Origin of the sequence: Corynebacterium sp. HMSC05D08, assembly GCF_001807215.1 — a bacterium.
Taxonomy (GTDB): Bacteria; Actinomycetota; Actinomycetes; order Mycobacteriales; family Mycobacteriaceae; genus Corynebacterium; species Corynebacterium striatum.
The window spans coordinates 133,880-157,463 of the sequence record NZ_KV788292.1 but is presented as its reverse complement, the minus strand read 5'-3'; the positions used below and the strand labels follow the sequence as shown (position 1 = coordinate 157,463).

The following is a 23,584-nucleotide window of genomic DNA, read 5'->3' as shown; positions in this document are numbered from 1 at the left end:
CGGAGGCCCTAGGGCTAAAACGAGTGCAGCGCCAAGACCCCAAGAAGAGGACCTAGCGCTGCGCAAGATTCGGTGGCGTCAAGCCAGCTGAATCTAAAGCTCGCTCAGGCTGCGATCGGCTGACCACTCGATGTGGAAGGTGCCTTCCTTATCCACGCGCTTGAAGGTGTGAGCGCCGAAGAAATCGCGCTGACCCTGGATGAGGGCAGCGGGCAGGCGCTCAGCGCGCAGGCTGTCGTAGTAGGACAGGGAAGAGGCAAAGACCGGTACCGGTAGGCCTAGTTGGGTCGCGGTGACAACCACGCGGCGCCAAGGCGCAATGAGCTCGGAGAGCTCGCCCTTGAAGTAAGGATCGAGAATCAGGGCCGACAGCTGCGGGTTGGTGTCATAAGCCTCGCGGATGCGGTCCAGGAACTTAGCGCGGATGATGCAACCGCCGCGCCAGATGGTGGCAAGGTCGCGTGGGTCAACGTCCCAGCCGAACTGCTCAGAGCCCGCCTTGATCTCATCGAAGCCCTGGGAGTAAGCGATGAGCTTGGAAGCATAGAGTGCCTGGCGCACGTCCTCGATGAACGCCTGCTTGTCGACGTCGGTCTCGATGACGCCGGCTGGAAGCTCACCCTCCTGGGCCGCTGCGCGCTGCTCGGTAGCCGAAGAAAGAGCGCGAGCGAAGACAGCTTCAGCGATGGCAGTAACCGGAACACCCAGCTCTAGGCCATTGATGGCGGTCCAGCGGCCGGTGCCCTTCTGGCCGGCGGCGTCAACGATGACGTCGACAAGCGGCTTGCCCGTTTCTGGATCGGTCTGTGCGAGAACCTCAGCGGTGATCTCGATGAGGTAGGAGTCGAGATCGCCGGAGTTCCATTCCTTGAACACAGCAGCGATCTCGGCAGGCTCGAGGCCAGCGCCGTAACGCAGCAGCTGGTAGGCCTCGCCAATAACCTGCATGTCGGCGTACTCGATACCATTGTGGACCATCTTGACGAAGTGGCCGGCGCCATCCGGGCCGATGTGGGTCACGCACGGGGTGCCGTCAACCTTGGCAGCAATCGATTCCAGGATGGGGCCGAGGGTCTTCCAGGACTCAGCAGGGCCACCGGGCATGATGGACGGGCCGTTGAGCGCGCCTTCCTCGCCACCGGAGATGCCGGCGCCAACGAAGTGCTTGCCCTTGGCAGCTACTTCCTTCTCACGACGAATGGTGTCGGTGTAGAGGGCGTTTCCGCCATCGATGATGATGTCGCCTTCATCCATGGCTGCAGCCATCTGGTCGATTACTGCATCGGTAGCCTTACCTGCCTGAACCATGATGATGGCCTTGCGCGGGCGCGCAAGCGATGCGACGAAGTCCTCGACGGTCTCGGAAGGGATGAAGTTGCCCTCGGAGCCGTGTTCTTCGATGAGCTTGTGGGTCTTCTCCGGGCTGCGGTTGTAGACGGCTACGGTGTTGCCGTTGTGGGCGAAGTTGCGGGCCAAGTTAGAGCCCATAACAGCCAAGCCGACAACGCCAATGTGGGCGAGTTCAGTCTTTTCAGTCATGTGCTCTATCCTACGTCAGACTTTCCCGCTATTCTGTCATGGCATGAGCCAAGAAAACCCAGACAAGTTTGAACTCATGGCGAAGATGGTCGCCACCGTCCAAGAACGCCCGCTTTCCGCTGAGGAAATCGCGGTTTTCAACGCCCACAACCACGGCCTTGGCGGGCTGCTCGGCCTGGACTTTACTTTTGTGTCGAAGGACGAAGTACGTGCCCAGCTTGAGGTCAAGCCTGAGCACCACCAGCCGTGGGGCGCGGCCAACGGCGGCCTTTATTGCTCCATCGCGGAATCCGTGGGCTCCATTGCATCCTTCGTTGCAGCGGCTGCACCAGTAGTTGGAATCAACAACAACACCGACTTCATCCGCTCAGTGTCTGACGGAATTCTGGAAGCCGTGGCAACACCAGTACAGCTGGGTCGGCGCACCCACATCTGGTGCATTGAGATGCGCCAAGCCGGCAAACTCATTGCGCGCACGAACCTGCGCACAATGGTCAACCCATAGTGCTGCGGACCCTAGGGAGTGCTGTGTACTCCCTAGGGCTTTGTTTCCGCCCTAGAGCCAGTGGTTGCGGCGGAACCACCACCACATGACCGCGACCACGAGCACCATGACGCCTAGCGCCATGAAGTATCCGCCAGCCCAGTGCAGTTCCGGCATGACATCGAAGTTCATGCCGTAGATGCCAGCGACCAGGGTAGGAGCAGCCCACATGCCGACCACGGCAGAGATGGTGCGCATGTCGCTGTTTTGCTGCATGGTCACCTTGGCCACAGAGGCGTCGATAAGCGAGGTGAGGCGCTCGTCAAAGCCTGCCACCTGGTCCTTGACCACGAGCTCGTGGTCGTTGACGTCGCGCAGGTAAGAACGAATCTGCTTCGAGATCAAGTCCTTGTGGTCATTGATCATGGCTTTCAGCGCGACCGAAAGCGGGTCAATGGCGTGCTTCATCTCCAAGATCTCACGCTTGAACATGTAGATCCTGTCAATGTTGAACTTGGTCTGCGGCGTAAAGACCTCTTCCTCGATCTCATCGACCTCGATGGCGAGCAGGCGCACGATCTCGGAGTAGCGATCCACCATCATGTCAAGAATCTTCCATGCCATGGCTACTGGTCCGAGTTCGACCAAGTCCTGCTCGTCCTGGACCGTGTAGGCCAGGTTTGGCAGCTTGGCAGAGTGGCGGACCGTAATGATGAAGTTGCTCCCCAGAATCATCTGGATTTCACCTGTGGAGATGATCTGGCGCTTATCAGCAACCTCATCGTGGTCGCGGTAGTTGACCGAACGGGCGACCATAAACAGTTGATCGTCGTAGCGCTCGAGTTTGGGGCGCTGGTGTGCTTGGACGGCGTCTTCCACGATCAGTTCGTGGATACCAAACTCGGACGCAACCTTGGTCATCTGGGACTCATAAGGCTCATGCAGGCCTACCCACACGAATCCGCGTCCGTATTCCTCCACAGTCTGCAAAGCCGTGTGCGGGGTGAACTCGCCCGGAAGCGACTCGCCATCGACGAAGACCCGGCAATGTTCTATTGCTCGTTCTGCCGGAACAGAGAAAGTGCGGGAGGAACTGGGTGGATCGTTCTTCTTGCGTGGCCTGAAGGGCGACGGTACAGACGGCATCGTTTCAGCCTCCTTCACTTTATGAGCAGACGTGAGCCGAAATTGGTTTCGGCAGGCAATTTTTAACTAGCGGGTAAAGCCTACACTGCCACGGGGCATATACTAGTTTTCATGCCTACTTGGAAAGAAGTCACCGCTGCCAACCCTGCACACTCAGAGAACTTTGCCCGCAAGTGGAAAATGCTTGCTGCGCAGGGCAAAGATATCCACGGTGAGGCGCGTCTAGTGGACGCAATGGTGGAGCGAGGCTCCCTAATTTTGGATGCAGGCTGTGGCACAGGCCGGCTTGGTGGCGAGTTGGTCAATCGTGGCCACAAGGTCGTCGGTGTCGACGTCGATCCCATCCTCATTAGCCACGCGGAGCATGATTTCCCGGACGGCCAGTGGGTGGTAGGTGACCTCTCGGAGGACGAGATTCCGGAGGGTAACTTTGACTTGGCCGTGGCAGCAGGCAACGTTATGACCTTCCTCGCAGTTGATGGCCGCGAGGCAGCCATTCGCAACATCTACAACTCGCTGCATTCTGACGGCCGTTTTGTCGTCGGTTTTGGTGAAGGCCGCGGCTGGGCCTTTGATGACTTCCTGACCCTGGCCAAGGAGGTGGGCTTCCGCGTTGACTTCCTTTTCTCCTCGTGGGATATGAAGGTATTCAAGGAGAGCTCGACATTCTTGGTAGCGGTGCTGACCCGCCCAGGCGCAGACCTGCTTTAGCGTCCAGATACAGTCCTAGAGAATGACCGTCCTAAAGAATCTCGAGAAGGGTTCGAAAACAGTTAACAGTTCGCGAACTGTTCTAAAGCAGCCCGGCCTGTCGCCGCAGCTGGTGTCCGTGATCCACAGGTCCGTGCCCGTGTCCGACGCGCAGACCATCGGCGTTTTCAATGGCTTCATGCAACCATGTGGTGGACCACTCAAGAGCGTCCGGCAGGGTTTCCCCCGCGCCAAGGCGTGCGGCTAGTGCCGACGAGAGCGAGCAGCCGGTGCCGTGCGTATTTTTCGTGTCTACCCGCGGGCTTGAAACCCGGCAGAGCACTCCTTCTGGCCCCACAGCGGCGTTGTCTGCGTGGCCTGCCTGCAAGTGACCGCCTTTGGCGATGACATAGGTGCCCGTTTCGCTGGCCCAGTCCTGAGCTATCGAAATCGCCTCGTCGAGACTGCTCGCCTGCGGCGTGGACGTTAGCACCGCAAGCTCTTTGAGGTTTGGCGTGATGACGGTGACCTGGCGGCAGAGTTCCCGTACTGCGGCTTCCGCCTCCTCGTCGAGGAGCCTATCCCCGCTAGTGGCCACCATGACAGGGTCCAAGACAACTGGGGTATTTGGGGCGAGTGCGTCCAAGAAGCGAGAAACACTGGCCACAATGTCCGCGGTGCCGAGCATGCCGATCTTCACTGCGTCAACCGCGACGTCGTCAAGCACAGCGTCAAACTGCTCCTGCAGGAACGATAGAGGGGGAGTGTGCACCGCACGCACTCCCTGCGTATTTTGCGCCACCAAAGCCGTGACCACCGACATGCCATAGGCTCCTGCGGCCATAAAAGACTTTAGGTCGGCTTGGACGCCGGCACCGCCCGTGGGGTCCGTTCCGGCAATGGTCAAAACGCGTGGCAAAGTGCCACGTGGATCCGTGGATTCCACAACTATCCCTTCGCTAGTACTAACTGAGTGCAGGTTCTTAGGGTCTAATCTCAGCCGTTTTCAACGGCACCCCTTGTCGTAAGCTTTGAGGTTAACAAAAAGCACTATCTGGCGGAGATAAATGGTGGCAGATTCTGCAGATTCGGCAGAATCAGTAGCTTGAGAACAAAACAGAAACCGCCCCCGCGTGAGCAAGCTTAAAAGCTTGGCCAGGCGGGGGCGGGATGCAGGATGGCTGGGAGGCGGCGCTGAAGTGCGCGCCTGGCCCGTCATCGGCGTGACTTCATTTACTTATTCTTGTTGATGAAGTTGCGAGCGATGCGCTGCTGATCGGTGATCTCCAGGTTGCCGCGGTCGCGGGAAATCATGTTTTGGATCCAGTTGACAGCAACAGTGGTGCGGTTGCGGAAGCCAAGGACGTACATGATGTGCAAGCCCATCCAGGAAACCCATGCCGGGAAACCGTCGAACTCGGTCTTGCCCATCTTCACAACAGCGTTGAAGCGGGAGATGACGGCCATGGAGCCCTTGTCGAAGTACTCGAATGCCTCGTGCTCGTTGGCGGTGGACTCCTCGTCGACCTTTGCCTTGATGAGCTTGGCAACGTGTGCGCCACCCTGGATAGCAACCTGTGCTACGCCTGGCAGGCGGTTCAGGGAGATCATGTCGCCGACCATGTAGACGTTGTCGTGCTGGCCCACGGTCAGGTCGTCGTTGACGGAGACGCGGCCAGCGCGGTCTGCTTCGACGCCAGCCTGGTCAGCAACCATCTTGCCCAGCGGGGAAGCGGACACACCAGCGGACCAGATCTTGGTTGCGCCCTCGAGGGTGACAACGTCCTCGTTCTTCATGTTCTTGTAGGTGACAGCGTCCTCGGTGACGTCGGTAACCATAGCGTTCAGACGTACGTCGACGCCGAGACGCTCGAGGGAGCGCTGAGCCTTGCGGCCAAGGCGCTTGCCGAACGGCGGCAGTACCTGTGGCGCACCATCCAAGAGGTAAATCTTGGCGCTGGTGGTGCCGTAGTTGGAATACTGGTCGCGCAGCGTGCGGTTTGCAAGCTCGGCGATCTGGCCGGTTAGCTCCACACCGGTTGGGCCAGCACCAACGATGATGAAGGTAAGGAGGCGCTCGCGCTCGACAGGATCGTCAACAAACTCAGCCTTTTCGAAGGCAGACACGATGCGGGAGCGCAGCTCAAGTGCGTCATCCAGGGTCTTCATGCCCGGCGCGAACTCAGCGAAGTGGTCGTTGCCGAAGTAAGACTGGCCGGCACCAGCAGCTACGACGAGGGAGTCGTATGCGAAAGTACGGCTAAAACCGTCGAGCTCAGCGGTAACGGTCTGATCCTCGATGTTGATATCGGTTACTTCGCCGTTGACGAAGTGGGCATTATCCTGGCCGCGCAGCAGCTGACGGGTAGAAGGAGCAATCTCACCGGCGGAGATCATGCCGGTTGCTACCTGGTACAGCATCGGCTGGAACAGGTGGTGATTCTTCTTGTCAATCAGGGTGATCTCGACGTCAGCATTCTTTAGCTGCTGTACTGCGTTGAGACCGCCAAAGCCTGCGCCGATAACGACTACGTGGTGGCGGCCGCCGGCTGGGCGGTAAGGGGTTTCAGCCATGGTGGGGTGATACCTTCCTGAGAAAGCGAAAATTTTTGTACCGAATCAGTCTAAACCCTAGATACCGTACATGCATACTTTATATACCTTAAACTGGCTCTTCCTCGGCATGGCGAGGTATTTAGGTGGGCTTTTCAGATTAAGGTGAGTGCAAACCCCTTAGTGCAGCTGGTCAAGGAGACCCCAAGAAAATGGTCAATTTTCCACACCTAGACACAATTGACGCTGCGCAATGGCCAAGCGTGGCGAATGTTCCTTCAGTGAGCTTTGGGCAGTTTAAAGCCCGACGCGCAGAGGCGGAATTTGCCAAGACATGCGACCTGGCGGAGATCGACCTTGATCCGGAAACGGATTCAGAAGACGGTCCAGACATGGAGGTCCTACACGATGCGCTGTTTACTCGCATTGCGGCTACGGGATGGCTTGGTTTTGCGGAGTCTTATCTAGCAGGCGAGTGGACTACGGAAAACTCGGAGAAGCTGGTGAAGGTTTTACGCTGCCTGCTGCAGACTGGGTATCGGCCCAAGGCTAAGGACCTTGCACCGGAACTTTCTGCTCCGGGGGAGCTTCCTGTGGAGCTGGTCCGTTTATATGCAGGCGACGGGTTTACACACAGCGGTGGCATTTTTGCCAGTGGGGTTCCCACGACGGTCCGCGAGGCGGTTCCTAGCTTTAGCCAACAGGCGGGCAGGAAAGAGCCTAAAGAACACCTTGTTGACGTAACTAAAGTCAGTGAGCCAACGAGCGTGGATCGTAGTGATTTGCGGGACGGCCAGCGGCGCAGCGCACAGTGGCTCCTCGACGCCACGCATTCCGGTGCGGGTACGCATCTTTTGGTTTATCCCGCGACGGGGTTGAATGTGGCGGTGGAGGCTGTGAGTCGACGCGCAACGGTGGATGTGTTGACGGCCGATGCTGAGCAGCTTAACGAGTTCAACGAGATCTTGTTGCTCGAAGGCGCTGCGGATTCGGTACACGTGCAGCTTAGCGACGCCGTGATTCCTCACCCCAAGCAGTGGCGTGGGCGTTATGACGCGATTGTGAGCGTGGAGAAACTAGAGCTGCTCACTCCGGCTGAGCGCAAGCGCTTTGTGAGCGTCCTGGACCGTTCCTTGGTGCCAGGCGGGCGAGTTGCATTGGCCTCTACTTTTGCGACGGATGCGATGACGCCTGCTGGGCGGGCAGCACTGCAGGTGCTGCGGGCTTATATCTGGCCGGGTTTGGATTACCCGACCATCGAGGAAACACACAAGCTCTTTGACAAGCAGTCCAATCTTCGCATCGTGGCACAGACTCACGTGGGTAGCCATTACGCGGAGTCGCTGCGTGAGCAGCGTAGCTACTTTGACGGGCACCTGCGCGAAGCAGCAGCAGCGGGATTCGATCCGGTATTCCGCAGGCTGTGGACCTTCCAGTTCGCGTTGCGTGAAGCGCTCTTCGAGCTGGGCATGATCGACGCCGTACAAGTAACGGCGACCCATCGCAATCGCGGCGGCCGCCGTTAGGCTGCAATCGGCCACGCAGTAGACCCAGGCAGGGTTAAGGGGCTAACTGGCTAAGAGGATAAGCGGTTAAGGAGTAACCACAGGGCGCGAGGCGCGCTCGAGCAAGACAGCGATGGAGTCGTAGCTCTTGCCGGAGATCATCTCCAGGCCCATCTCACAGGTGCGGTTATCGGAGACATAAGCATCGAAGTGCTCAGCCTCGAGGGAAGCGCGCTCCTCACGGGTAGCCGATTCCACCAGCTCTGGGTGGAGCATGATGCGGTCACCGGCGGAGCCACAGCACATAGCGCCTTCTGGAACCTTGGCATGGCCACAGAGGTTGGCCAGCTGCACCAAGTCATCGCTGATGCCCATGTGCGCAGTGGAACAGGTTGGGTGAACGGCGATGGTGCCCATGTTCTGGACGATCGGTAGGTGAGGGGCAACCTCATCGCGTAGCCACTCGACGACGTCCATGATGCGCAGCTGGGACCATAATTCCTTGTCCGCTTCGGAGAGCGCCTCTGGGACACTGTCGAGCAAGCCGTGGGTACAGCTGGCGGCATCCACGATGATGGGGAGCTTGCCGTGCTCAGACCAGTGCCACAGGTCGCGGACGATCTTGGTGGCCTGGTATTCGAAGCCCTCGGTGTAGCCCTTAGAAGACCAAGGAGTACCGCAGCAGTCGCCTGCTACATCATCCGGAATCCACACCGGTTGTCCGGAACGGCGGCCAAGTTCGACGACGGCGCGCGGCAGATCCACCGAATCCGGGGCGGCGCCAGCAGGGCGGCCAAAGATGCGGTTGATGCAAGCCGGGAAGTACAAGGCCTGTGCGCCTTCACGCGGTGTCTCCGGTAGACGGGACGCACCCTTAGGGAGTGGACCTGGCACAGTGGGCAGCAAGTCAGGGGAGATGACGTTGCGGGCCATGTTGGCGCCGAGCTCAAGTGGCTTGTGCGGAATCTTATTGGCGGAAATGACGCCAGCACGCGCGAGCTTCTCGACGAGCGCCCAACGCTGCGCGGTCGACAGGGCTACCTTCTCGGCCTTGGGGCCAGCTCCCTGCTTGCGCAGCTGCTTCATCACTGCGCCGGTGTCGATGCTGATGGGGCACGGAATGGAACAGGTGCCGTCCGCCGCACACATGTCGACGGCATCGTACTGATATTCCTCTTGCAGCTGGCGCAGGACCGCAGAGCCTTCTGGTTGGCGGGCCATCTCGCGGCGCAAGACGATGCGCTGACGTGGGGTGACCGTGGCGTGGCGGGACGGGCAAACGGGTTCGCAGAAGCCGCACTCCACGCAAGGATTAATCATGTCCTCGACCTTGGGGAAGGACTTGAAATTCTTCAGGTGCACGGACTTGTCGCGGGTGAGCTTCACATTTGGCGCGAGGATGCCTTGCGGGTCAATCATGTTCTTGACTTCCCAGAAGAGCTCGAAGGCTTCGGAGCCCCACTCGTGCTCGAGGAATGGAGCCATGTTTACGCCGGTACCGTGCTCGGCCTTCATCGAACCTTGGTACTTGTCGATGACCAACTCAGCCAGCTCGTCCAGGAAGTTGGCATAAGATTCGCGTTCTTCGTCTAGATCGAAGCGCGGGGTAAGGAAGAAGTGCAGGTTGCCGAAGGCGGCGTGTCCCATCACCGACTCGGGGTAGCCATACTTGTGCTGCAGATCCAGCAAATCGGCGGCTGCGTTGCCTACCTCTGCGGGCGGGAAGCAGACGTCCTCGGTGATGTAGGTGGTGCCGTTCGGGCGGTCGGCTCCGAGCAGGCCGTACAAACCGTTGCGGAGCTCCCATGCGCCGCGCATGCCCTCTGGTGTGGTCTCGAATTCGAGTGGGCGTAAAAGCGGTGCGTCCTTGAGGACCTCCTTGAGGCGCTCCATCGCGGATTCGAGATCGGCGAGGTCGGTGCCGCCTACCTCGACGAGCAGTGCTGCTGCATCGTCATCAAGGTCGATCCAGGACTTTGGCGCGTGGGCGTAGTGTTCTGCCGAACGGCGCATCACCGGTGCGACGAGGAGTTCGCAGGCTTCAGCGCCGGCCTCCATGATTGGGTGCACGAAGTTGGCTGCATCGCGCAGGTTCGGTAACTCGACCCAGGTCGTGGCCTTGACCTTGGGAAGTTTTACCGTCTTGATGACGGACTCGACGATGGCGCCGAAAATGCCTTCGGAGCCGACGAGGAGGCGCTTTAGGATCTTGACCGGCTCGTCCTCGTCGAGGAAAGCGTCAATGCGTAGGCCGTTGGTATTGCGGATGGAGAACTTCTTGCGCAAGAACTCCACCATCTCGGTGTTCGCTCGCAGGCAGTCCCGGAAGGCGAGGAGGTTGGCGTGAAGTTCAGGCTCCTGTGCACGGAAGGCATCGTCGCCGCGAGCGGTATCGACAATGGTTCCGGAGGGCAAGACGAAGACGAGCTCATCGACGCAGTGGTAGCTATCGCGCTCCAGCGAACAGCGCATGCCGCCGGAGTTGTCGGCAAGGACGCCGCCGATGGTGCATACAGAGGTTGATCCTGGGTCCGGGCCGAGCATGAATCCGTGCCGGCCGAGGACTGCCTGGGCGTCGCCAAGCACAACGCCTGGGCGGGACCACAGCTTGCCGCCGCCATCCCTGACCTCCATGCCGGTGAAGTTGGTCTTCACATCAACCAAGATGTCATCTGACATTGCTTGGCCGTTGAGCGAGGTGCCCGCGGCGCGGAACGTCATGTGGCGGCCGTTCTCGCGGCAGTAGGTCATGAGCTTGGACAAGTCGCTGGCACTACGCGCTGACACTACGATTTGAGGAATGGATCGGTAGGGGCCGGCGTCGGAAGAGAATCGGACAAGGTCTGATAGGCGTCCGTGCACGTTTTCCGGACCGACGATGGCCTCCATGTCTTTGATGAGCGACATGGGGGAGCCGTTGGTGTACTTCGCTGGTACAGCATCTGCCTGGCTCGTTGATCCCTGTGGGCGAGAAATCTTTGTTGAATCGGGACTCAGAAGCTTTTGCATACACTCAACTTAGTCCCAGATATCTGTTGACCGATAGTAAGTGTGGCCTAAGGTCACCTTTGTTTAACCACAGTTGGGGCGGCAGTTTAGACCCCTTCATTAGCGGTATCCCAACGTCCGAAACTGCTAGTTCATTTAACGGGATGTTGTGCTATGGTTTGGAAATCAATCAATCCATAGAAAGATATTCACCACGTCGGTGGGATCGGGAAAGGGAAGTTGGGCTCAGGGGTATCGTTCCTGGGGGCAAGGTCCCTAACCTTTACCCCCACAGATTCCACTCACAATGAAGGTGCCTGATGGCAAGCCGGACATGCGAGTGGGGAAGAGGTGGGTAACTTCCAAGTAGTAAGGGCGAGTCACATGTCGAGTATGACTTCTCACCAGTGTGAAGTAGCCGATCCGTCGGCGGCGCAGGAAGCGCAAAGCAGCTCTGAGAAGCTAGCGGTTTACGCATTTCCCATCGTGATTGTGCTGTGTGCAATTGCAGCCTTCATGAGTCCGTCGACCTTTGTCCCGGTTAGCTCTTATACGAGCCAGCTGCTTATGGTCATTATGTTCTCGATGGGTCTTACCCTGACGATCCCGGATCTTGCGCTCGTTGCCAAGCGTCCATTGCCCATCCTTATTGGCGTTGTATGCCAGTTTGTGGTTATGCCGACCAGTGCAGTGCTTGTTGCTAAGCTGCTGGGGCTTAACGACGCCGTTACCGTCGGCCTAATCCTGCTTGGTTCGGTTCCTGGTGGTACGGCATCCAATGTCATGGCGTACTTGGCAAAGGGTGACGTGGCGCTGTCTGTCGCCATGACGTCCGTTTCTACCTTGGTTTCCCCAATTATGACGCCACTGTTGATGCTGTGGCTGGCGGGGCAGAGCGCTGAGGTTGATGGAATGGGTATGATGTGGTCGCTGGTTCAGACGGTCTTAATCCCGGTTGCACTTGGCCTGTTGCTGCGCGTTGTGGCAAGCAAGGCGGTTGATTATGTCATCCCGGTGCTGCCGTGGGTGGCTATCGTCGGTATTGGTGCAGTGGTTACTGCGGTTGTGGCAAAGTCGCAGGATAAGCTGCTGACGGTTGGTCTTGTTGTATTCTTCGGTGTGGCCATTCAGAATGTCATCGGATTCCTCTTTGGTTACTACACGGCAAAGGTAACTCGTCAGCGCGAAGCAGCAGCGCGTACGACGGCTATCGAAGTTGCCACTCAGAACTCCGGTTTGGCCTCCGCGCTGGCGCTGCAGTTCTTTACGCCTGAGGCTGCATTGCCAGGCGTTGTGGCAGCCGTGTGGGCGAACATCACGGGCGCAGTATTCGCAGCACTCGTTCGCCGTAAGCCTTTGCCCGCTGAGGAGACCTCAGGGGAACTACTGAAAGAGCCGGCGCACGTGAGCTAGTTGTGAGGTCAGGTGGGCCCCTTATATAAGGGGCCCGGGGGATAACGACACAAATCCTAAATGACATAATGTACATTATCGGACAAATATTGAATAGTGGCGTTACGTCTATACGTCCCCGTGCATCTATATCGATTTGTCGGCACTCACGTATCAATTAGTTCTTGTGACGCGCATTTCCCCGGCTGGGTGCAGACGTCGCCGAGCGGCTTGGCTTTGTCCTGGGCTACTCGCGCGGCTCAACTCGTTGGATTTATATTGACCCGGTTGTTGGTCTGGCTTGTTGGTCCGACTGCTTGCCCCCGGTTTGGGTCCGGTTTTGGTCTGGCTCGGACGCGGTGGCTGAATTTGGGCTTTTTCGGCTTTTGGGGTTGCTTCTGCCCTAACTGAGTACACCACCGTTTAATGTCACTGTGACGTTAAACGGTGGTGTGAGTGGGAATTGCGGGTGTGCTCTAACGGCGGTTGTATGCAGTGATAAGTTGCCAGCCCGTAAGAATGCCGAGCAATACTGCGATGCCAAGGAGTAGCCACATTTTCTGGAAGCCGACGAATACTGCGAAGCTAATGAGCACCACGAGTCGGAACCAGATGACTGGGATTAGATGTTGAGAGTTCATGCCTGCGTATTGCTAGTTACTTCCGTATTGCTAGTTACTTCTGAAGCGTGACGCGAATGTTTACTTCGCCTTCTTTTTCAATCTTGGCCGCGATCATCTCTGGAGTCTCAATTCCGTAATCTAGACGGTTGACCGGAATGTTGCCGCCCATAACGATGGTCTCACCGTCGCGAACAACGTCGAATTCCTGGGTGACCTTCTTGGTCTTGCCCTTGATCGTTAGGTCGCCGGTCAGCTTAACCTTGGCCACCGAGCCGTCGTCTGGCACTGCAGAAATATCAGCAGGCTCAGTCAGAGTGAACGTGGCTTCAGGGAATTGGCGCGTGATAAACAGCTTGTCCTTCATGTTTTGGTCACGAACCTTTTTATCCGTGGTCAAGGTGGTCATGTCCACGGTGATCGTGCCTTCTTCGATCTTGCCGTCTTTAATGACAGCCTGGCCGGTCACGTCCTTGGTGGAGCCGGAGGTCGTGGTCTTCTCAGCAGGCAGAACCTCGTTGATGGTGAAACCAACCGAGGTGAAATTATGTGGCGTACCAGCAACAACGTTCCAGGTGCCATCGACATCGGTGCTAGCTGGCTTGGTGTGCGCTGCATCAACAGGCTTTGTCTGGACACCACGGCCCATGAAAATCGAATAGAACAACGGGCCAAGTGCAACCACCGTGGCGACGAGAATTAGCACCACGAAAATGGAAATGACCAGCTTGCGGTTACCTAGAAGTTTCTGCATTTTTCCTTATCTCAATTCCTCGAGCCGACGTGCCAAGGCGACGAGTTCAGAACACAGTTCCTGGAGCTCATCTCCATCTGCACCTTCCTTCGCTGCCATTGCGACGTCCTCGGCTGAGCAGCGTAGTTCAAATAATCCATCCCGCAATTCATCAGCACGCTCCGGAGTCATGATCACAGCGTTCTTCGGAATTGATGTACCCGAAACGTTATTACGCTGCTCATATGCGCGTTGCTTGCATGATGCGCTACAGAATTTGCGAGGGCGTCCGCGCCCTCCTTGTGGGATCTCCTTGCCGCACCATTGACACGATGCGACAGCACGGTCGCGGCTAGCTTGACGGATCACCTGTTACACCTTAGTCCATTTAACCCGGGGTGGGAACAAACGCACGCTGTACTTCGTTATACTGTTAGTTTCTTGGGTGATTTATATCAACCCTTCCGAGCACTCTTTATGAAAAGGATGATGTTGCATGGCAGATCGCGTACTCCGTGGTAGCCGTATGGGCGCCGTCAGCTACGAGACGGACCGTGACCACGACCTAGCACCACGCCAGATGGTCAAGTACCGCACCGAAGACGGTGACATCTACGAAGTTCCTTTCGCAGATGATGCGGAAATTCCTGAGGAGTGGATGTGTAAGAACGGTAAGCTGGGCACCCTTATGGAGGGCGAAGGCGTAGAATCCAAGCCAGCCAAGCCGCCACGTACCCACTGGGACATGCTGCGTGAGCGCCGTTCCATCGAGGAACTCGACGAACTGCTTACCGAGCGCATCGATCAGCTGCGCTCCCGCCGCCGCTCCGCTGCTCGTCTGCTCAAGGAGCAGCAGGAGAATCAGAGCTAGAACTCGGTTTCTGCAGCGCCACACATGCTGTACATAGCGCACAAAAGGGGCGCGCTACTTCCCCATTGCTGGGAATGTAGCGCGCCCCTTTCGTCTTAGTAGGCGGCTCATGGTGAGCCGCTCGGAGCCTACTCGGCTTGCTTTGCCTACTTAGACTTGCTGCCGAACTGGTGCTTCAGCAGGGACTGTACCTCGTCAGCGAAGTCGCCGGTCCAGGCAAAGCCTTCTTTGAGCTTGCCAGCCAGGCCCGGAAGGGAGCTGTGGCGGTAAGTGTAGGACGCGATGTTGCTGACCTCGCCAGCCAAGTCCTTGGCCTGCTCGGAACGGTGTGCAATGCCCCACTTGGTGACCTCGAAGAGGGAATCCTTGACGAAGGAGCCGTCCAGCTTCGACTCACCGTACTCGCGCTCGGTGAAGGTGATTGGTACCTCGCGTACATCCCAGCCATCCTTGACAGCGCGGAAAGCCAAGTCAACCTGGAAGATGTAGCCAGCTTTCGACAGGTCGTCGAAGTCGATGGACTCCAGCAGCTCACGCGTGAATGCGCGGTAGCCTGCGGTCATGTCGGACAGGCCGGCGCCCAGCGCCACGGAGATGTACAAGTTGCCCAAGCGGGACAGGTATTCGCGGGAAGCAGGCCAGTTGATGGTCTCGCCGCCCGGTACGTAGCGGGAACCGATGACGAGGTCCGCGCCCTTGTCGATCTCAGCGAGGAGCAAGTGCAGCTGCTCAGGTGCGTGGGAACCGTCAGCGTCCATCTCACAGAGGACCTGGTAGTCGCGCTCCAAGCCCCACTTGAAGCCAGCAATGTAAGCACCTAGGAGGCCGCCCTTGCCCTCACGGTGGAGGACGTGCAGCTTGTCATCCTCAGCAGCCAGCTTGTCTGCAGCCTCACCGGTGCCGTCAGGCGAGTTATCGTCCACGATCAGAATGCTGACCTCTGGGGTTGCCTTGCGGACACGGCCGGTGATCAGCGGAAGGTTCTCAATCTCGTTGTAGGTCGGGATGATAACCAAGGTGGAAGCGTGGGTAGTGCTCACGTTTTAAAGCTCCTCGTTGTTTGCTGCCGGTGTAGCAGAGTTTTGTTTAGGCGCACGTTGCTTGCCACGGGCTCCTGGCTTTTCAAGATTGCCTGTCCTGCGTGCAGAACGGAGAGCAAGTAGTGCGCTGACTGTTCCAATGATAACCATGAGCCATTGCAGGAGCGAACCATACCTCACGGCAAAGGTCACTCCCTTGCGCAGCGGCAGCGTCTCAATGAGATACTTCGGCTCAAAGATTTCGCTGTGTTGGCTCACCCGGCCATCCGGATGGACAATGGCCGAGACTCCCGATGTTGCGGCGATAACCACGGCGCGGTCAGTCTCCAAGGCGCGCAGGCGGCTCATGGCTAGTTGCTGATAGGTCATGTCGGAGTAACCGAAGGTGGCGTTGTTCGTAGGCGTCGAAAGAATTTGAGCACCGTTGTTCACCGAACTGCGGAATGCCTGGTCGAAAGAGACCTCGTAGCATGTGGCCACACCGACGAGAACGTCGTTCATCGTGACCACACCGGGGCCGTCGCCCGGCTTGAAATCGCTGGCTAGGTCGACCATGTCCGTGAACTTGCGGAAGAAATTCCGCATAGGCATCGTCTCGCCGAAGGGCTGCAAATACTTCTTGTAGTGGTGCTCTCCTACTTCCCCACCTGGCTCGAAAACCTGCATGGTGTTGCGGTAGCCCACCGCGTCCTTCGTTAGCGTACCCACCAGAACGGGCGCGTCGATGGCGTCGACGGCGGCGTCGATAAGCATGCGTGCCTGCGCATCCTTAAGAGGATTGACGTCGGAGGAATTCTCCGGCCAGATCACCAGATCGATGGGGTCTTCCTTGTTTTCCTGGGCCGCATTGGCGGCTTCCTGTGTGACTCGGACGTGGTTTTCCAATACGGCCCTGCGCTGGGCGGCAAAATCCAGGCCCATCCGCGGGACGTTGCCCTGAATCGCGGCTACCTTGACTTCGCCCACAGTATGGTCCGGGCGGTTGATACCGAGTCCCGCCGCGAGCCCTGCCACCAAGGGAAGCACCACTGCCGCCAGCGCAGCCGCACGGAGTTTTCCGCGGGCCTGTACCAAACCCACCAATCCGCACGCGCACATGACGGTGGCGAAAGTGATGAGCGCTGGCCCGCCCCACGGCGCCAGATTAGCCAACGGCCCTTCAATCTGTCCCCAGGCAAGGCGGACCCAGGAAAAGCCGCCGAAGGGAACGCTCGAGCGCAACATCTCGACCGCTACGTAAAAGAACGGGAACAAGAGGAAACCCGACCTCATGCGGGCAAGTGCAGCCCCGCCGATACCTAGCAAGATGGCATAGAGGGAGAGCCAGAATGCCAAAGCAATGTAGGGGAAATTACCCACCAACTCCCCGATCCACGGCAAGGTGAGCAGATAGAGAAAAAACGCGTGAAGGCTGGCGATTGCGGCTCCAGCTTTCAGGCTCACGCTTGAGGCTCTCCACGGCACCAAGGCGGCAAAGAGCAACGCGATACCGAGGATCCCCATGGGCCACCAACCCAGTGGCTCAACAGTGCAAAAAGTAACGCCGCCTGAAACGCCGGCAAGCGCTAGGCGGCACAGAAACTGTTTCATTACTTCTTGGAGTCTCCCGCATCGTTTCCGGAGTCGTCGGCCGAGCCACCGGTGAAGTCATCAGGATCGAGGTTCTCGGTCCACTGACGGATCTCTTCCTCGTCGAGGACCTCCGGCTCTGGGCGGCTCCCCTGGGCACCGCCTGGATACCCGGTTGCTGAACCGTAGTCCGCAGCGTTTCCGAAGCTTCCATAGGAATCATGGTGCTGCGCCATGGGCGAAGCTTCAAAGATGCGGGTGCCCATGTGCTCAATCTTGCGCACCATAGAAGCCGCGAGAATCGTGCGCGCCAGGGAGCGCGTTGGCGCAAAGATGAGTAGCGCGCCGATGAGCGTTGAGACAAACCCTGGCATCGATAGCAACAGGCCGCCTGCCAGCGTCAGGCCCACGTTGCCGGCGGTCTTGCCAGCTTGGTTTCCGTCCATGTAGTAGATCCCGTCTTGCCCGCGCACAATCTGGCGGCTCATGATGCGGCGGATTTCAATACCTGCGAGGGACATGCCGAAGAACATCGACACGAACAAGGCCACGAGTGCCCACAGGATTCCAATCCACTTGGCCACGGCCCAAAAGGCGAGTGTCTCAAGCAAGGTATAGGCGATAAACAGAACGAATGGCATGGCCTCTACCCTACCCATCCGCGGCATACATGCCGTGGCCAACACCCGCTGACGTGTTTTCTACAACCGGAATCTAGGGGCAGTGAACGCAACGGTTAGACTCGCAGCCATGACTGATACCCCTGAAGCGCCCCACGTTATCACTGAAACGCCTCACGTAGGTTCGCCGCTGCTGCTTGACGACGCCGTCCATGGAACCGTCGCGCGTTTCCAACCGGTAGCCGGTGCGACGACGGCGGAAGACTGGATTGAAATCGCAGGACTGGCTCAGGATTTCGGCGACGGCAATGTCTACCTCGCCCAGAACGCAGCATTGGAGCTGCGCGGTGTCCACGACGTAGCGCAGCTCGTGGCTCGCGTTAGCGCTCCTGCATTGAGCACGCTAAGCCGGCCTGTCTTGGCTTCCCCTCTCTCGGCAGCAGCGCGCGAACTGGCCCGCGATATTGCGGCGGTTTGTGAGGGGCTGGAGGCGGCTTCTGAGCTTGTCCTAGGCGTCGATGACGGAAGCGGCGACATTGTTGCGGAGGGCGTCGACTATGGCGTGCTCTTACGCGGCACTGACAGCGCTCAGCTGATTACGCAGGGCGTGCTTTCCGACGCTGTGCTGGCCATCGAGGACCTCGTGCCCGCCTTGGTTAATGCGATTGAAGAAGCGGCGGCGAAGGCGCCGGAGGAAGCGTCTGCGGATACAGGCCGAACGGAAGAGCTGAAGCTGTCTGCAACGGAGACCTCGGACAAGCCGGCCCAGCCCATCGGCTGGCTGGCTGAGCATACCCCTGAAGGGCGCGTTGACCTAGGAGCAGGACTGCACAAGGGAGTAATCCCAGCGGAGTTCGCGGACCTGATCGGACGCCTCGACGTCGATATCACGGTCACCCCGTGGCAGGGGCTCGTGTTCCATGACATCGCGGAAGGCGACGCCGAAGTGGTCCTGCGCGTGCTGGCACCACGTGGGTTTATCTTCGACGTGAATTCGCCTTTGCTGTAACAAGTAAGAACAAGCTAGCGCGGCATATGGCGCCACACGGGGCGCGGAACCACGCGCATGACCCATGCCAACGCCTGGAGGGGACGCGGAATCCAGAGGGTGCGGCTGCGCGGCGCGTCAGCAGTGCCCGCGCCCTTGCCAGACATGGCATCAACCACGGCGTCGGCAACCGCGTCTGGGGTCACCGAAAGCGGTGCTGGCTTCATTCCGGTGGTCATGGAACCGATGACAAAGCCCGGGCGCGCGGTAATGAGTGCGAGCGGGCTGCCGTGCAGGCGATCGGCAAGTCCTTGGCAGAAAGCATCGAGACCAGCCTTGGTGGAGCCATATACGTAGTTGGCGCGCCGGGCACGCCACCCAGCGATGGACGAGAAGGCGATGATGTGGCCGCGGGTCATCTCATCAGCAAGTACCGTCAGCATCGATACCTGGGCGCCATAGTCCACCAAGGCGATATCGAAAGCATGGGCCTCATCGTGCTCAGCACGGTCTTGGTCACCAAGGATGCCGAAAGCCACTACGGCGGTGGTGATTCCGTCGCTGTGCTCGCACAGCTCACGTGCCGCACGAAATATGGCACGGTGCTGCTCGACGGCGGTGGCGTCGAAGTCGAGAGTATGGACTGCAGTTGCGCCCGCGGCACGGAGCTTCTTAATGCGCTCGTCCATGCCGTGGGTGCCGCGTGCTGCAAGGACAATTTCGTTTCCCGGAGCAAGACGCTGCGCAATCTCGCCACCGATGTCACTGCGCCCGCCGAGGATTAACACACCTGCCATCTAGCGGACCTCGCGGGGGGCCTGGTTGACGGATTCGTATCCATCCGCGGTGGTGTACACGATGTCCTCAAGACGCATGCCCCACTTGCCTGGCACGTAGATGCCCGGCTCGATGGAAAAGGCCATGCCCTCCTCAAGGACCAACTCGTTGCCAGCCATAATGAAGGGCTCCTCGTGGGTAGACAGGCCAATGCCGTGTCCGGTGCGGTGCGTAAAGTACTCGCCGTAGCCAGCTTCCTCGATGACCTCACGGGTAGCGCGGTCGACTTCCTGTGCAGTCGCGCCGGGCTTGGCTGCTGCGCGGCCAGCTGCCTGGGCGCGCTCCAGTACTGCGTAAGCGTCCTGGAAGTCCTGAGGCGCTGCGCTCAGATCTCCGCCCACAACGTAAGTACGGGTGGTGTCGGAGTGATAACCCGAAGGCAGGGTGCCTCCGATGTCAACGACCACTGGATCGCCTTTGCTCAGCACGCGGTCACCGTAGTCGTAGTGCGGGTTGGCACCGTTGGGGCCAGAACCGACGATGATGAAGTCGACCTCCACGTGTTGGCGGAGGATCAGGTCGCGCAGGTCCGCTGCGACGTCAGCCTCGGTGCGTCCTGCCTTGAGCAGACCAGGAACAGCAGCGTGGACGGCGTCGATAGCCGCGCCCGCCTTGGTCAGCTCCTCCAGCTCGGCGGCGTCCTTGCGGGTAAACAACTCGGCCAAGGAGTAGGTGGCCAGCACGTACTGAGGCTGTGCACCAGACTGGGCGGACTCAGCAAGCAGGCCCTGGATGCGCAAGACGTGGTCAGCGGTCAGCGATGCACCAAGCGCCACCGTGGGGGTACTGGAAGATGTCGTGGCGCGCAGAGGCTCGCAGGCGAGCTCATAAGGGTTCTCGCCATCGCTCCAGCCGCGCAACTCCAAACCGAGCTGCGCCACAGGCGAGGAGCTAAGCGTTTCGATGTCCGTAGACGGGGCAACGATGAAAGGCTTGCCCGTGGGGCCAAGCACCAAAGCGGTTAAGCGCTCGTGGGAGGAGACCCAGGAACCAGTGAGATAAGCAAAGTCGGCACCGGTACCCAAAATAAGCAGGTCAATCCCCTTTTCAGCGGATACCTCTTGAGCCCGCTGCAAGCGGTCGGCGTATACAGACACTGGAAAAGTACTGTTCGAATCAGACATGTGCATGAGCCTACCCGCGCACCCCGCGCCCTTTCATTTCAGGGGACGCGGTGTGCTTAAGCGCCGATGGCCACGACGCCGCGCTGAATTGCATCGATGGCGCGCCGGGCATTGCGGCGGATGTCTTCCTCGTAGCCGGTCTTGGCGATCTGCTGCAGCATGTCCACCACCTGGCGGCACCAGCGCACGAAGTCGCCGGGGGTAAGTTCCGCACCAGCTTCGTTCGCGGCAGCCATGCAGTATCCCAGCGGGGCTCCGGCGGCCCACTGATGGATGGCGAGTGCGAAGCCGGCTTCCGGTTCACGGGTGCGTGGGAGGTTATGGCGGGCCTCGTCGGCAATGAGCTCGGTGTAGATGCGATACGTAGCTTCCATGGCATCGGCCATGGCATCCGTGGCCGCTTCCAGCTCGCCACGGGTTTCCTTGCGGTTTTCAAAGAGGCACAGGGATGCCACACCGGCTAGCTCCGCTGGGTCTAGCTCATTCCAGATGCCACGCTTCAAGCACTGCGCTACGAGCAAGTCTGACTCGCTGTGGATCTGGGAAAGGCGCTCGCCTTCATCGGTGATGACTGGGCGGCGGTCTTCGCCAAAGCCTTCGAACTCGACGTAATCCATTTCAGAGAGCAAGTCGACGATACGTCCGAAGGTCTTGCCCAAGGTATCGGTAGCCCGCTCGACCTTCTTGCTGACCTTCTCGAGGTCCCTTTCGCGCCGCGCCAATTTTTGCGCGATACCCGCCAGTTGCTCGCGGTCGGTTGCTGGCCACGAGTGGGCCGGATGGTTGCGGATGGCGTCGCGTAGCTCGCCCACCTTCTTGTTGGTGCGGTTGCGCGGCGCCATGCGCATCTTCTTTGGGCGGTCGTAGCGGTTGCGCTTGAAGGAATCTTGTATGAACTTGGTGTTGCGACGCGGGTTTTTCTGCACCGGACGCGGGAGCTTCATGCGGCCCACGACGATTGGCGGATTGTTGATGCCGGAGACATCGATGCGGCCGGACCATCCAGTTTCGGTAGTCACCCATGGGCGTGGGTCCGCGGTTTGATTCGCGGGAGTGACCACGACGGCAAGAATGGGATGCTTCTTTCCAGCGATGGCGATGACGTCGCCCAGCTGGAGACGGCTGAGCACCACGGCGACCTCTTGGTTGCGCTGCGCATTGTTGTTGGCGCGCACCGACTTCTCCTCGTCGGTGAGCTTGCGACGCAGGCGGATGTAGTCCATGAGGACCTCTGCTGGGTCTTCACCATCGCGTGATGGAGGTGCGAGTGCATCGATGGCGTCGTCAAGCTGATTGCGCAGCTCCCGCACGCGGTGCTCCGCCTTTTCGATCTCACGGGTCTCCTCGACGACCGAGCCATCAGCTTGGAACTGCGCGAAGGACTTCTCGAGCAGGCGTAGTGACTCCTCGAAGCCCAGCATGCCCAGCAGGTTGATAGCCATGTTGTAGCCGGGCGCAAACGTGGAAATCAGCGGGTAGGTACGCGTGGAGGCCAGACCTGCGACCGCATGCGGATCCATAGCTGGGGCCCACTGCACCACGGCATTGCCGATGGTGTCGATGCCGCGACGACCCGCGCGGCCGGTTAACTGCGTGTACTGGCCCGGGGTGAGATCGACGTGCGCCTCGCCGTTGAACTTCACCAGCTTTTCCAGGATGACCGTGCGAGCAGGCATGTTGATGCCCAAGGCAAGAGTCTCGGTGGCGAATACGGCGCGGACTAAGCCTTGCACGAAGAGGTCTTCGACGATGTGCCGGAATGCAGGAAGCATTCCCGCGTGGTGGGCCGCAAAGCCGCGGGACAATGCTTCGCGCCAACGCTTGAAGTCAAGGACCTGAAGATCTTCTTCTGGAATGCCCTCGACACCTGCGTCGATGATGGCCTTGATGCGCTCGGATTCTTCTTGTGAGGTGAGCACCATGCGGCTGCGCAGACACTGGTGGAGCGCGCCATCGCAACCCGCGCGGGAGAAGATGAACGTGATGGCAGGGAGCATGTCCATGCCCTGCAGCACCTGGAGAGTCTCAGGGCGGCCCAGCGGACGGTAGCGGTCCTGCGGGCGGGAGGCGCCGGAACGGCCGCGGCCACCCCGCCCACCGCGGGAGTTACGTGCATCGCGGTCACCGCCCTTGTGGCGGGCACGGGCGCGGAAGCCCTGGCCCGAATGGGCGTCGTTGCGCCCGTCGTCGCTATCGCCCGCCTCAAGACGACGGATGCGCCGTGCCAACTCGGCATTGACTTGGCCGCCGGACTCGGGCTCAAACAGCGGGTAGATCTTGCGGCCAATCATCATCCACTGGTCCAAAGGCACCGGGCGATGATCAGAGACAATAACCGTGGTGTCGCCGCGCACGGCGGAAAGCCACTCGCCGAACTCCTCCGAGTTGGACACTGTGGCGGACAGGCCGATGATGGAGACACTCTCGTCGAGATTCAGGATGACCTCTTCCCACACTGCGCCGCGAGAGGCATCGGCGAGGAAGTGGACTTCATCCATGACCACGTGGCTTAGGCGGTCCAACGCCCCGGACTCTGCGTAAATCATGTTGCGCAGAACCTCAGTGGTCATGACGAGGATTTCTGCCCGGGAGTTGATGGAGACATCGCCCGTGAGCAGGCCGACGGCGTCCGCGCCGTGTGCGGCGACAAGATCGTGGTACTTCTGGTTGCTCAGCGCCTTGATGGGCGTGGTGTAGAAGCAACGGGTTCCGCGGCTTAGCGCCAGGGACACAGCGAACTCGCCCACAATGGTCTTGCCCGCGCCGGTGGGCGCGCAGACGAGAACACCGTGTCCTTCTTCAACGGCTCGGCATCCCTTAACCTGGAAATCATCCAGCGGGTGGGACAGTCTATCGCGGAAGGTATCCAGGTGTGTGGAAGTCAT

General features: G+C 59.3%; 20 protein-coding genes and 1 riboswitch. Of the genes, 6 read left to right on the top strand and 14 right to left on the bottom strand.

Features of this window, described 5'->3' with window-relative positions:
- Positions 1-93: 93 nt before the first annotated feature.
- Positions 94-1,539 (bottom strand): NADP-dependent phosphogluconate dehydrogenase, encoded by a 1,446-nt coding sequence (gndA, locus tag HMPREF3148_RS01505; protein ID WP_049063595.1) that lies wholly within the window; start codon positions 1,537-1,539, stop codon positions 94-96.
- Positions 1,540-1,582: 43 nt separating this feature from the next.
- Here gndA and HMPREF3148_RS01500 point away from each other — a divergent pair, with 43 nt between their 5' ends.
- Entirely contained in the window at positions 1,583-2,044 is a 462-nt protein-coding gene (locus HMPREF3148_RS01500) for a PaaI family thioesterase (protein ID WP_172453480.1), read from the top strand.
- Between the two features lie 51 nt (positions 2,045-2,095).
- On the opposite strand, the gene corA is transcribed toward HMPREF3148_RS01500, so the two are convergent.
- On the bottom strand, positions 2,096-3,169 hold the full coding sequence (gene corA / locus HMPREF3148_RS01495; RefSeq protein ID WP_049063593.1) for a magnesium/cobalt transporter CorA: 1,074 nt from the start codon (positions 3,167-3,169) through the stop codon (positions 2,096-2,098).
- 111 nt (positions 3,170-3,280) lie between these two features.
- Between corA and HMPREF3148_RS01490 the strand changes: the two genes are divergently transcribed.
- Complete coding sequence (locus HMPREF3148_RS01490) at positions 3,281-3,880, top strand: class I SAM-dependent DNA methyltransferase (protein WP_005531477.1); 600 nt, start codon at positions 3,281-3,283, stop codon at positions 3,878-3,880.
- Positions 3,881-3,962: 82 nt separating this feature from the next.
- Here HMPREF3148_RS01490 and thiD read toward each other — a convergent pair whose 3' ends face one another.
- Entirely contained in the window at positions 3,963-4,805 is an 843-nt protein-coding gene (gene thiD / locus HMPREF3148_RS01485) for a bifunctional hydroxymethylpyrimidine kinase/phosphomethylpyrimidine kinase (RefSeq protein WP_049063591.1), read from the bottom strand.
- Positions 4,793-4,889: riboswitch (TPP riboswitch) on the bottom strand. Its footprint overlaps the gene before it by 13 nt.
- Before the next feature lie 203 nt (positions 4,890-5,092).
- The gene (locus HMPREF3148_RS01480; protein WP_005531479.1) at positions 5,093-6,433 is read right to left on the bottom strand and encodes an NAD(P)/FAD-dependent oxidoreductase; all 1,341 of its coding nucleotides are present in this window, start codon (positions 6,431-6,433) and stop codon (positions 5,093-5,095) included.
- A gap of 191 nt (positions 6,434-6,624) precedes the next feature.
- On the opposite strand from HMPREF3148_RS01480, the gene HMPREF3148_RS01475 reads away from it, so the two are divergent.
- Positions 6,625-7,938 carry a class I SAM-dependent methyltransferase gene (locus HMPREF3148_RS01475; RefSeq protein ID WP_070508584.1) on the top strand — a complete coding sequence of 438 codons (1,314 nt, stop codon included), beginning with the start codon at positions 6,625-6,627 and terminating at the stop codon, positions 7,936-7,938.
- Between the two features lie 66 nt (positions 7,939-8,004).
- Here HMPREF3148_RS01475 and HMPREF3148_RS01470 read toward each other — a convergent pair whose 3' ends face one another.
- The gene (locus HMPREF3148_RS01470) at positions 8,005-10,926 is read right to left on the bottom strand and encodes an FAD-binding and (Fe-S)-binding domain-containing protein (protein ID WP_070508583.1); all 2,922 of its coding nucleotides are present in this window, start codon (positions 10,924-10,926) and stop codon (positions 8,005-8,007) included.
- A 363-nt stretch (positions 10,927-11,289) separates the two neighbouring features.
- On the opposite strand from HMPREF3148_RS01470, the gene HMPREF3148_RS01465 reads away from it, so the two are divergent.
- Complete coding sequence (locus HMPREF3148_RS01465) at positions 11,290-12,318, top strand: bile acid:sodium symporter family protein (protein WP_172954269.1); 1,029 nt, start codon at positions 11,290-11,292, stop codon at positions 12,316-12,318.
- Between the two features lie 455 nt (positions 12,319-12,773).
- Here the strand turns inward: HMPREF3148_RS01465 and HMPREF3148_RS13610 are convergent, their stop codons facing one another.
- The 3 genes from HMPREF3148_RS13610 to HMPREF3148_RS13935 are packed head-to-tail and all read right to left on the bottom strand — an operon-like array spanning position 12,774 to position 14,016.
- Positions 12,774-12,938, bottom strand: coding sequence for a hypothetical protein (locus tag HMPREF3148_RS13610; protein ID WP_005531483.1), 165 nt, complete (start codon positions 12,936-12,938; stop codon positions 12,774-12,776).
- Between the two features lie 34 nt (positions 12,939-12,972).
- Entirely contained in the window at positions 12,973-13,671 is a 699-nt protein-coding gene (locus HMPREF3148_RS01460; RefSeq protein WP_049151694.1) for a YceI family protein, read from the bottom strand.
- Between the two features lie 6 nt (positions 13,672-13,677).
- The gene (locus HMPREF3148_RS13935; RefSeq protein ID WP_080548661.1) at positions 13,678-14,016 is read right to left on the bottom strand and encodes a hypothetical protein; all 339 of its coding nucleotides are present in this window, start codon (positions 14,014-14,016) and stop codon (positions 13,678-13,680) included.
- Between the two features lie 130 nt (positions 14,017-14,146).
- Here HMPREF3148_RS13935 and HMPREF3148_RS01455 point away from each other — a divergent pair, with 130 nt between their 5' ends.
- The gene (locus tag HMPREF3148_RS01455; RefSeq protein ID WP_034657500.1) at positions 14,147-14,521 is read left to right on the top strand and encodes an RNA polymerase-binding protein RbpA; all 375 of its coding nucleotides are present in this window, start codon (positions 14,147-14,149) and stop codon (positions 14,519-14,521) included.
- Between the two features lie 146 nt (positions 14,522-14,667).
- On the opposite strand, the gene HMPREF3148_RS01450 is transcribed toward HMPREF3148_RS01455, so the two are convergent.
- Genes HMPREF3148_RS01450 through HMPREF3148_RS01440 form a run of 3 tightly spaced genes read right to left on the bottom strand, consistent with a single transcriptional unit; the run spans position 14,668 to position 17,771 of the window.
- Positions 14,668-15,561: a polyprenol monophosphomannose synthase gene (locus HMPREF3148_RS01450; protein ID WP_005531487.1), complete on the bottom strand. Its 894-nt coding sequence runs from the start codon at positions 15,559-15,561 to the stop codon at positions 14,668-14,670.
- Between the two features lie 3 nt (positions 15,562-15,564).
- On the bottom strand, positions 15,565-17,151 hold the full coding sequence (lnt, locus tag HMPREF3148_RS01445; protein WP_049063583.1) for an apolipoprotein N-acyltransferase: 1,587 nt from the start codon (positions 17,149-17,151) through the stop codon (positions 15,565-15,567).
- Positions 17,151-17,771 carry an FxsA family protein gene (locus tag HMPREF3148_RS01440; RefSeq protein WP_034657502.1) on the bottom strand — a complete coding sequence of 207 codons (621 nt, stop codon included), beginning with the start codon at positions 17,769-17,771 and terminating at the stop codon, positions 17,151-17,153. Before HMPREF3148_RS01440 ends, lnt begins: the two co-directional genes overlap by 1 nt.
- A gap of 109 nt (positions 17,772-17,880) precedes the next feature.
- On the opposite strand from HMPREF3148_RS01440, the gene HMPREF3148_RS01435 reads away from it, so the two are divergent.
- Positions 17,881-18,759 (top strand): hypothetical protein, encoded by an 879-nt coding sequence (locus HMPREF3148_RS01435; protein ID WP_065420394.1) that lies wholly within the window; start codon positions 17,881-17,883, stop codon positions 18,757-18,759.
- Between the two features lie 14 nt (positions 18,760-18,773).
- Here HMPREF3148_RS01435 and HMPREF3148_RS01430 read toward each other — a convergent pair whose 3' ends face one another.
- The 3 genes from HMPREF3148_RS01430 to HMPREF3148_RS01420 are packed head-to-tail and all read right to left on the bottom strand — an operon-like array spanning position 18,774 to position 23,584.
- Positions 18,774-19,535 carry an SDR family oxidoreductase gene (locus HMPREF3148_RS01430; protein WP_049063579.1) on the bottom strand — a complete coding sequence of 254 codons (762 nt, stop codon included), beginning with the start codon at positions 19,533-19,535 and terminating at the stop codon, positions 18,774-18,776.
- Positions 19,536-20,699 (bottom strand): M24 family metallopeptidase, encoded by a 1,164-nt coding sequence (locus HMPREF3148_RS01425; RefSeq protein ID WP_034657504.1) that lies wholly within the window; start codon positions 20,697-20,699, stop codon positions 19,536-19,538.
- Between the two features lie 56 nt (positions 20,700-20,755).
- The gene (locus tag HMPREF3148_RS01420) at positions 20,756-23,584 is read right to left on the bottom strand and encodes a DEAD/DEAH box helicase (protein ID WP_049151695.1); all 2,829 of its coding nucleotides are present in this window, start codon (positions 23,582-23,584) and stop codon (positions 20,756-20,758) included.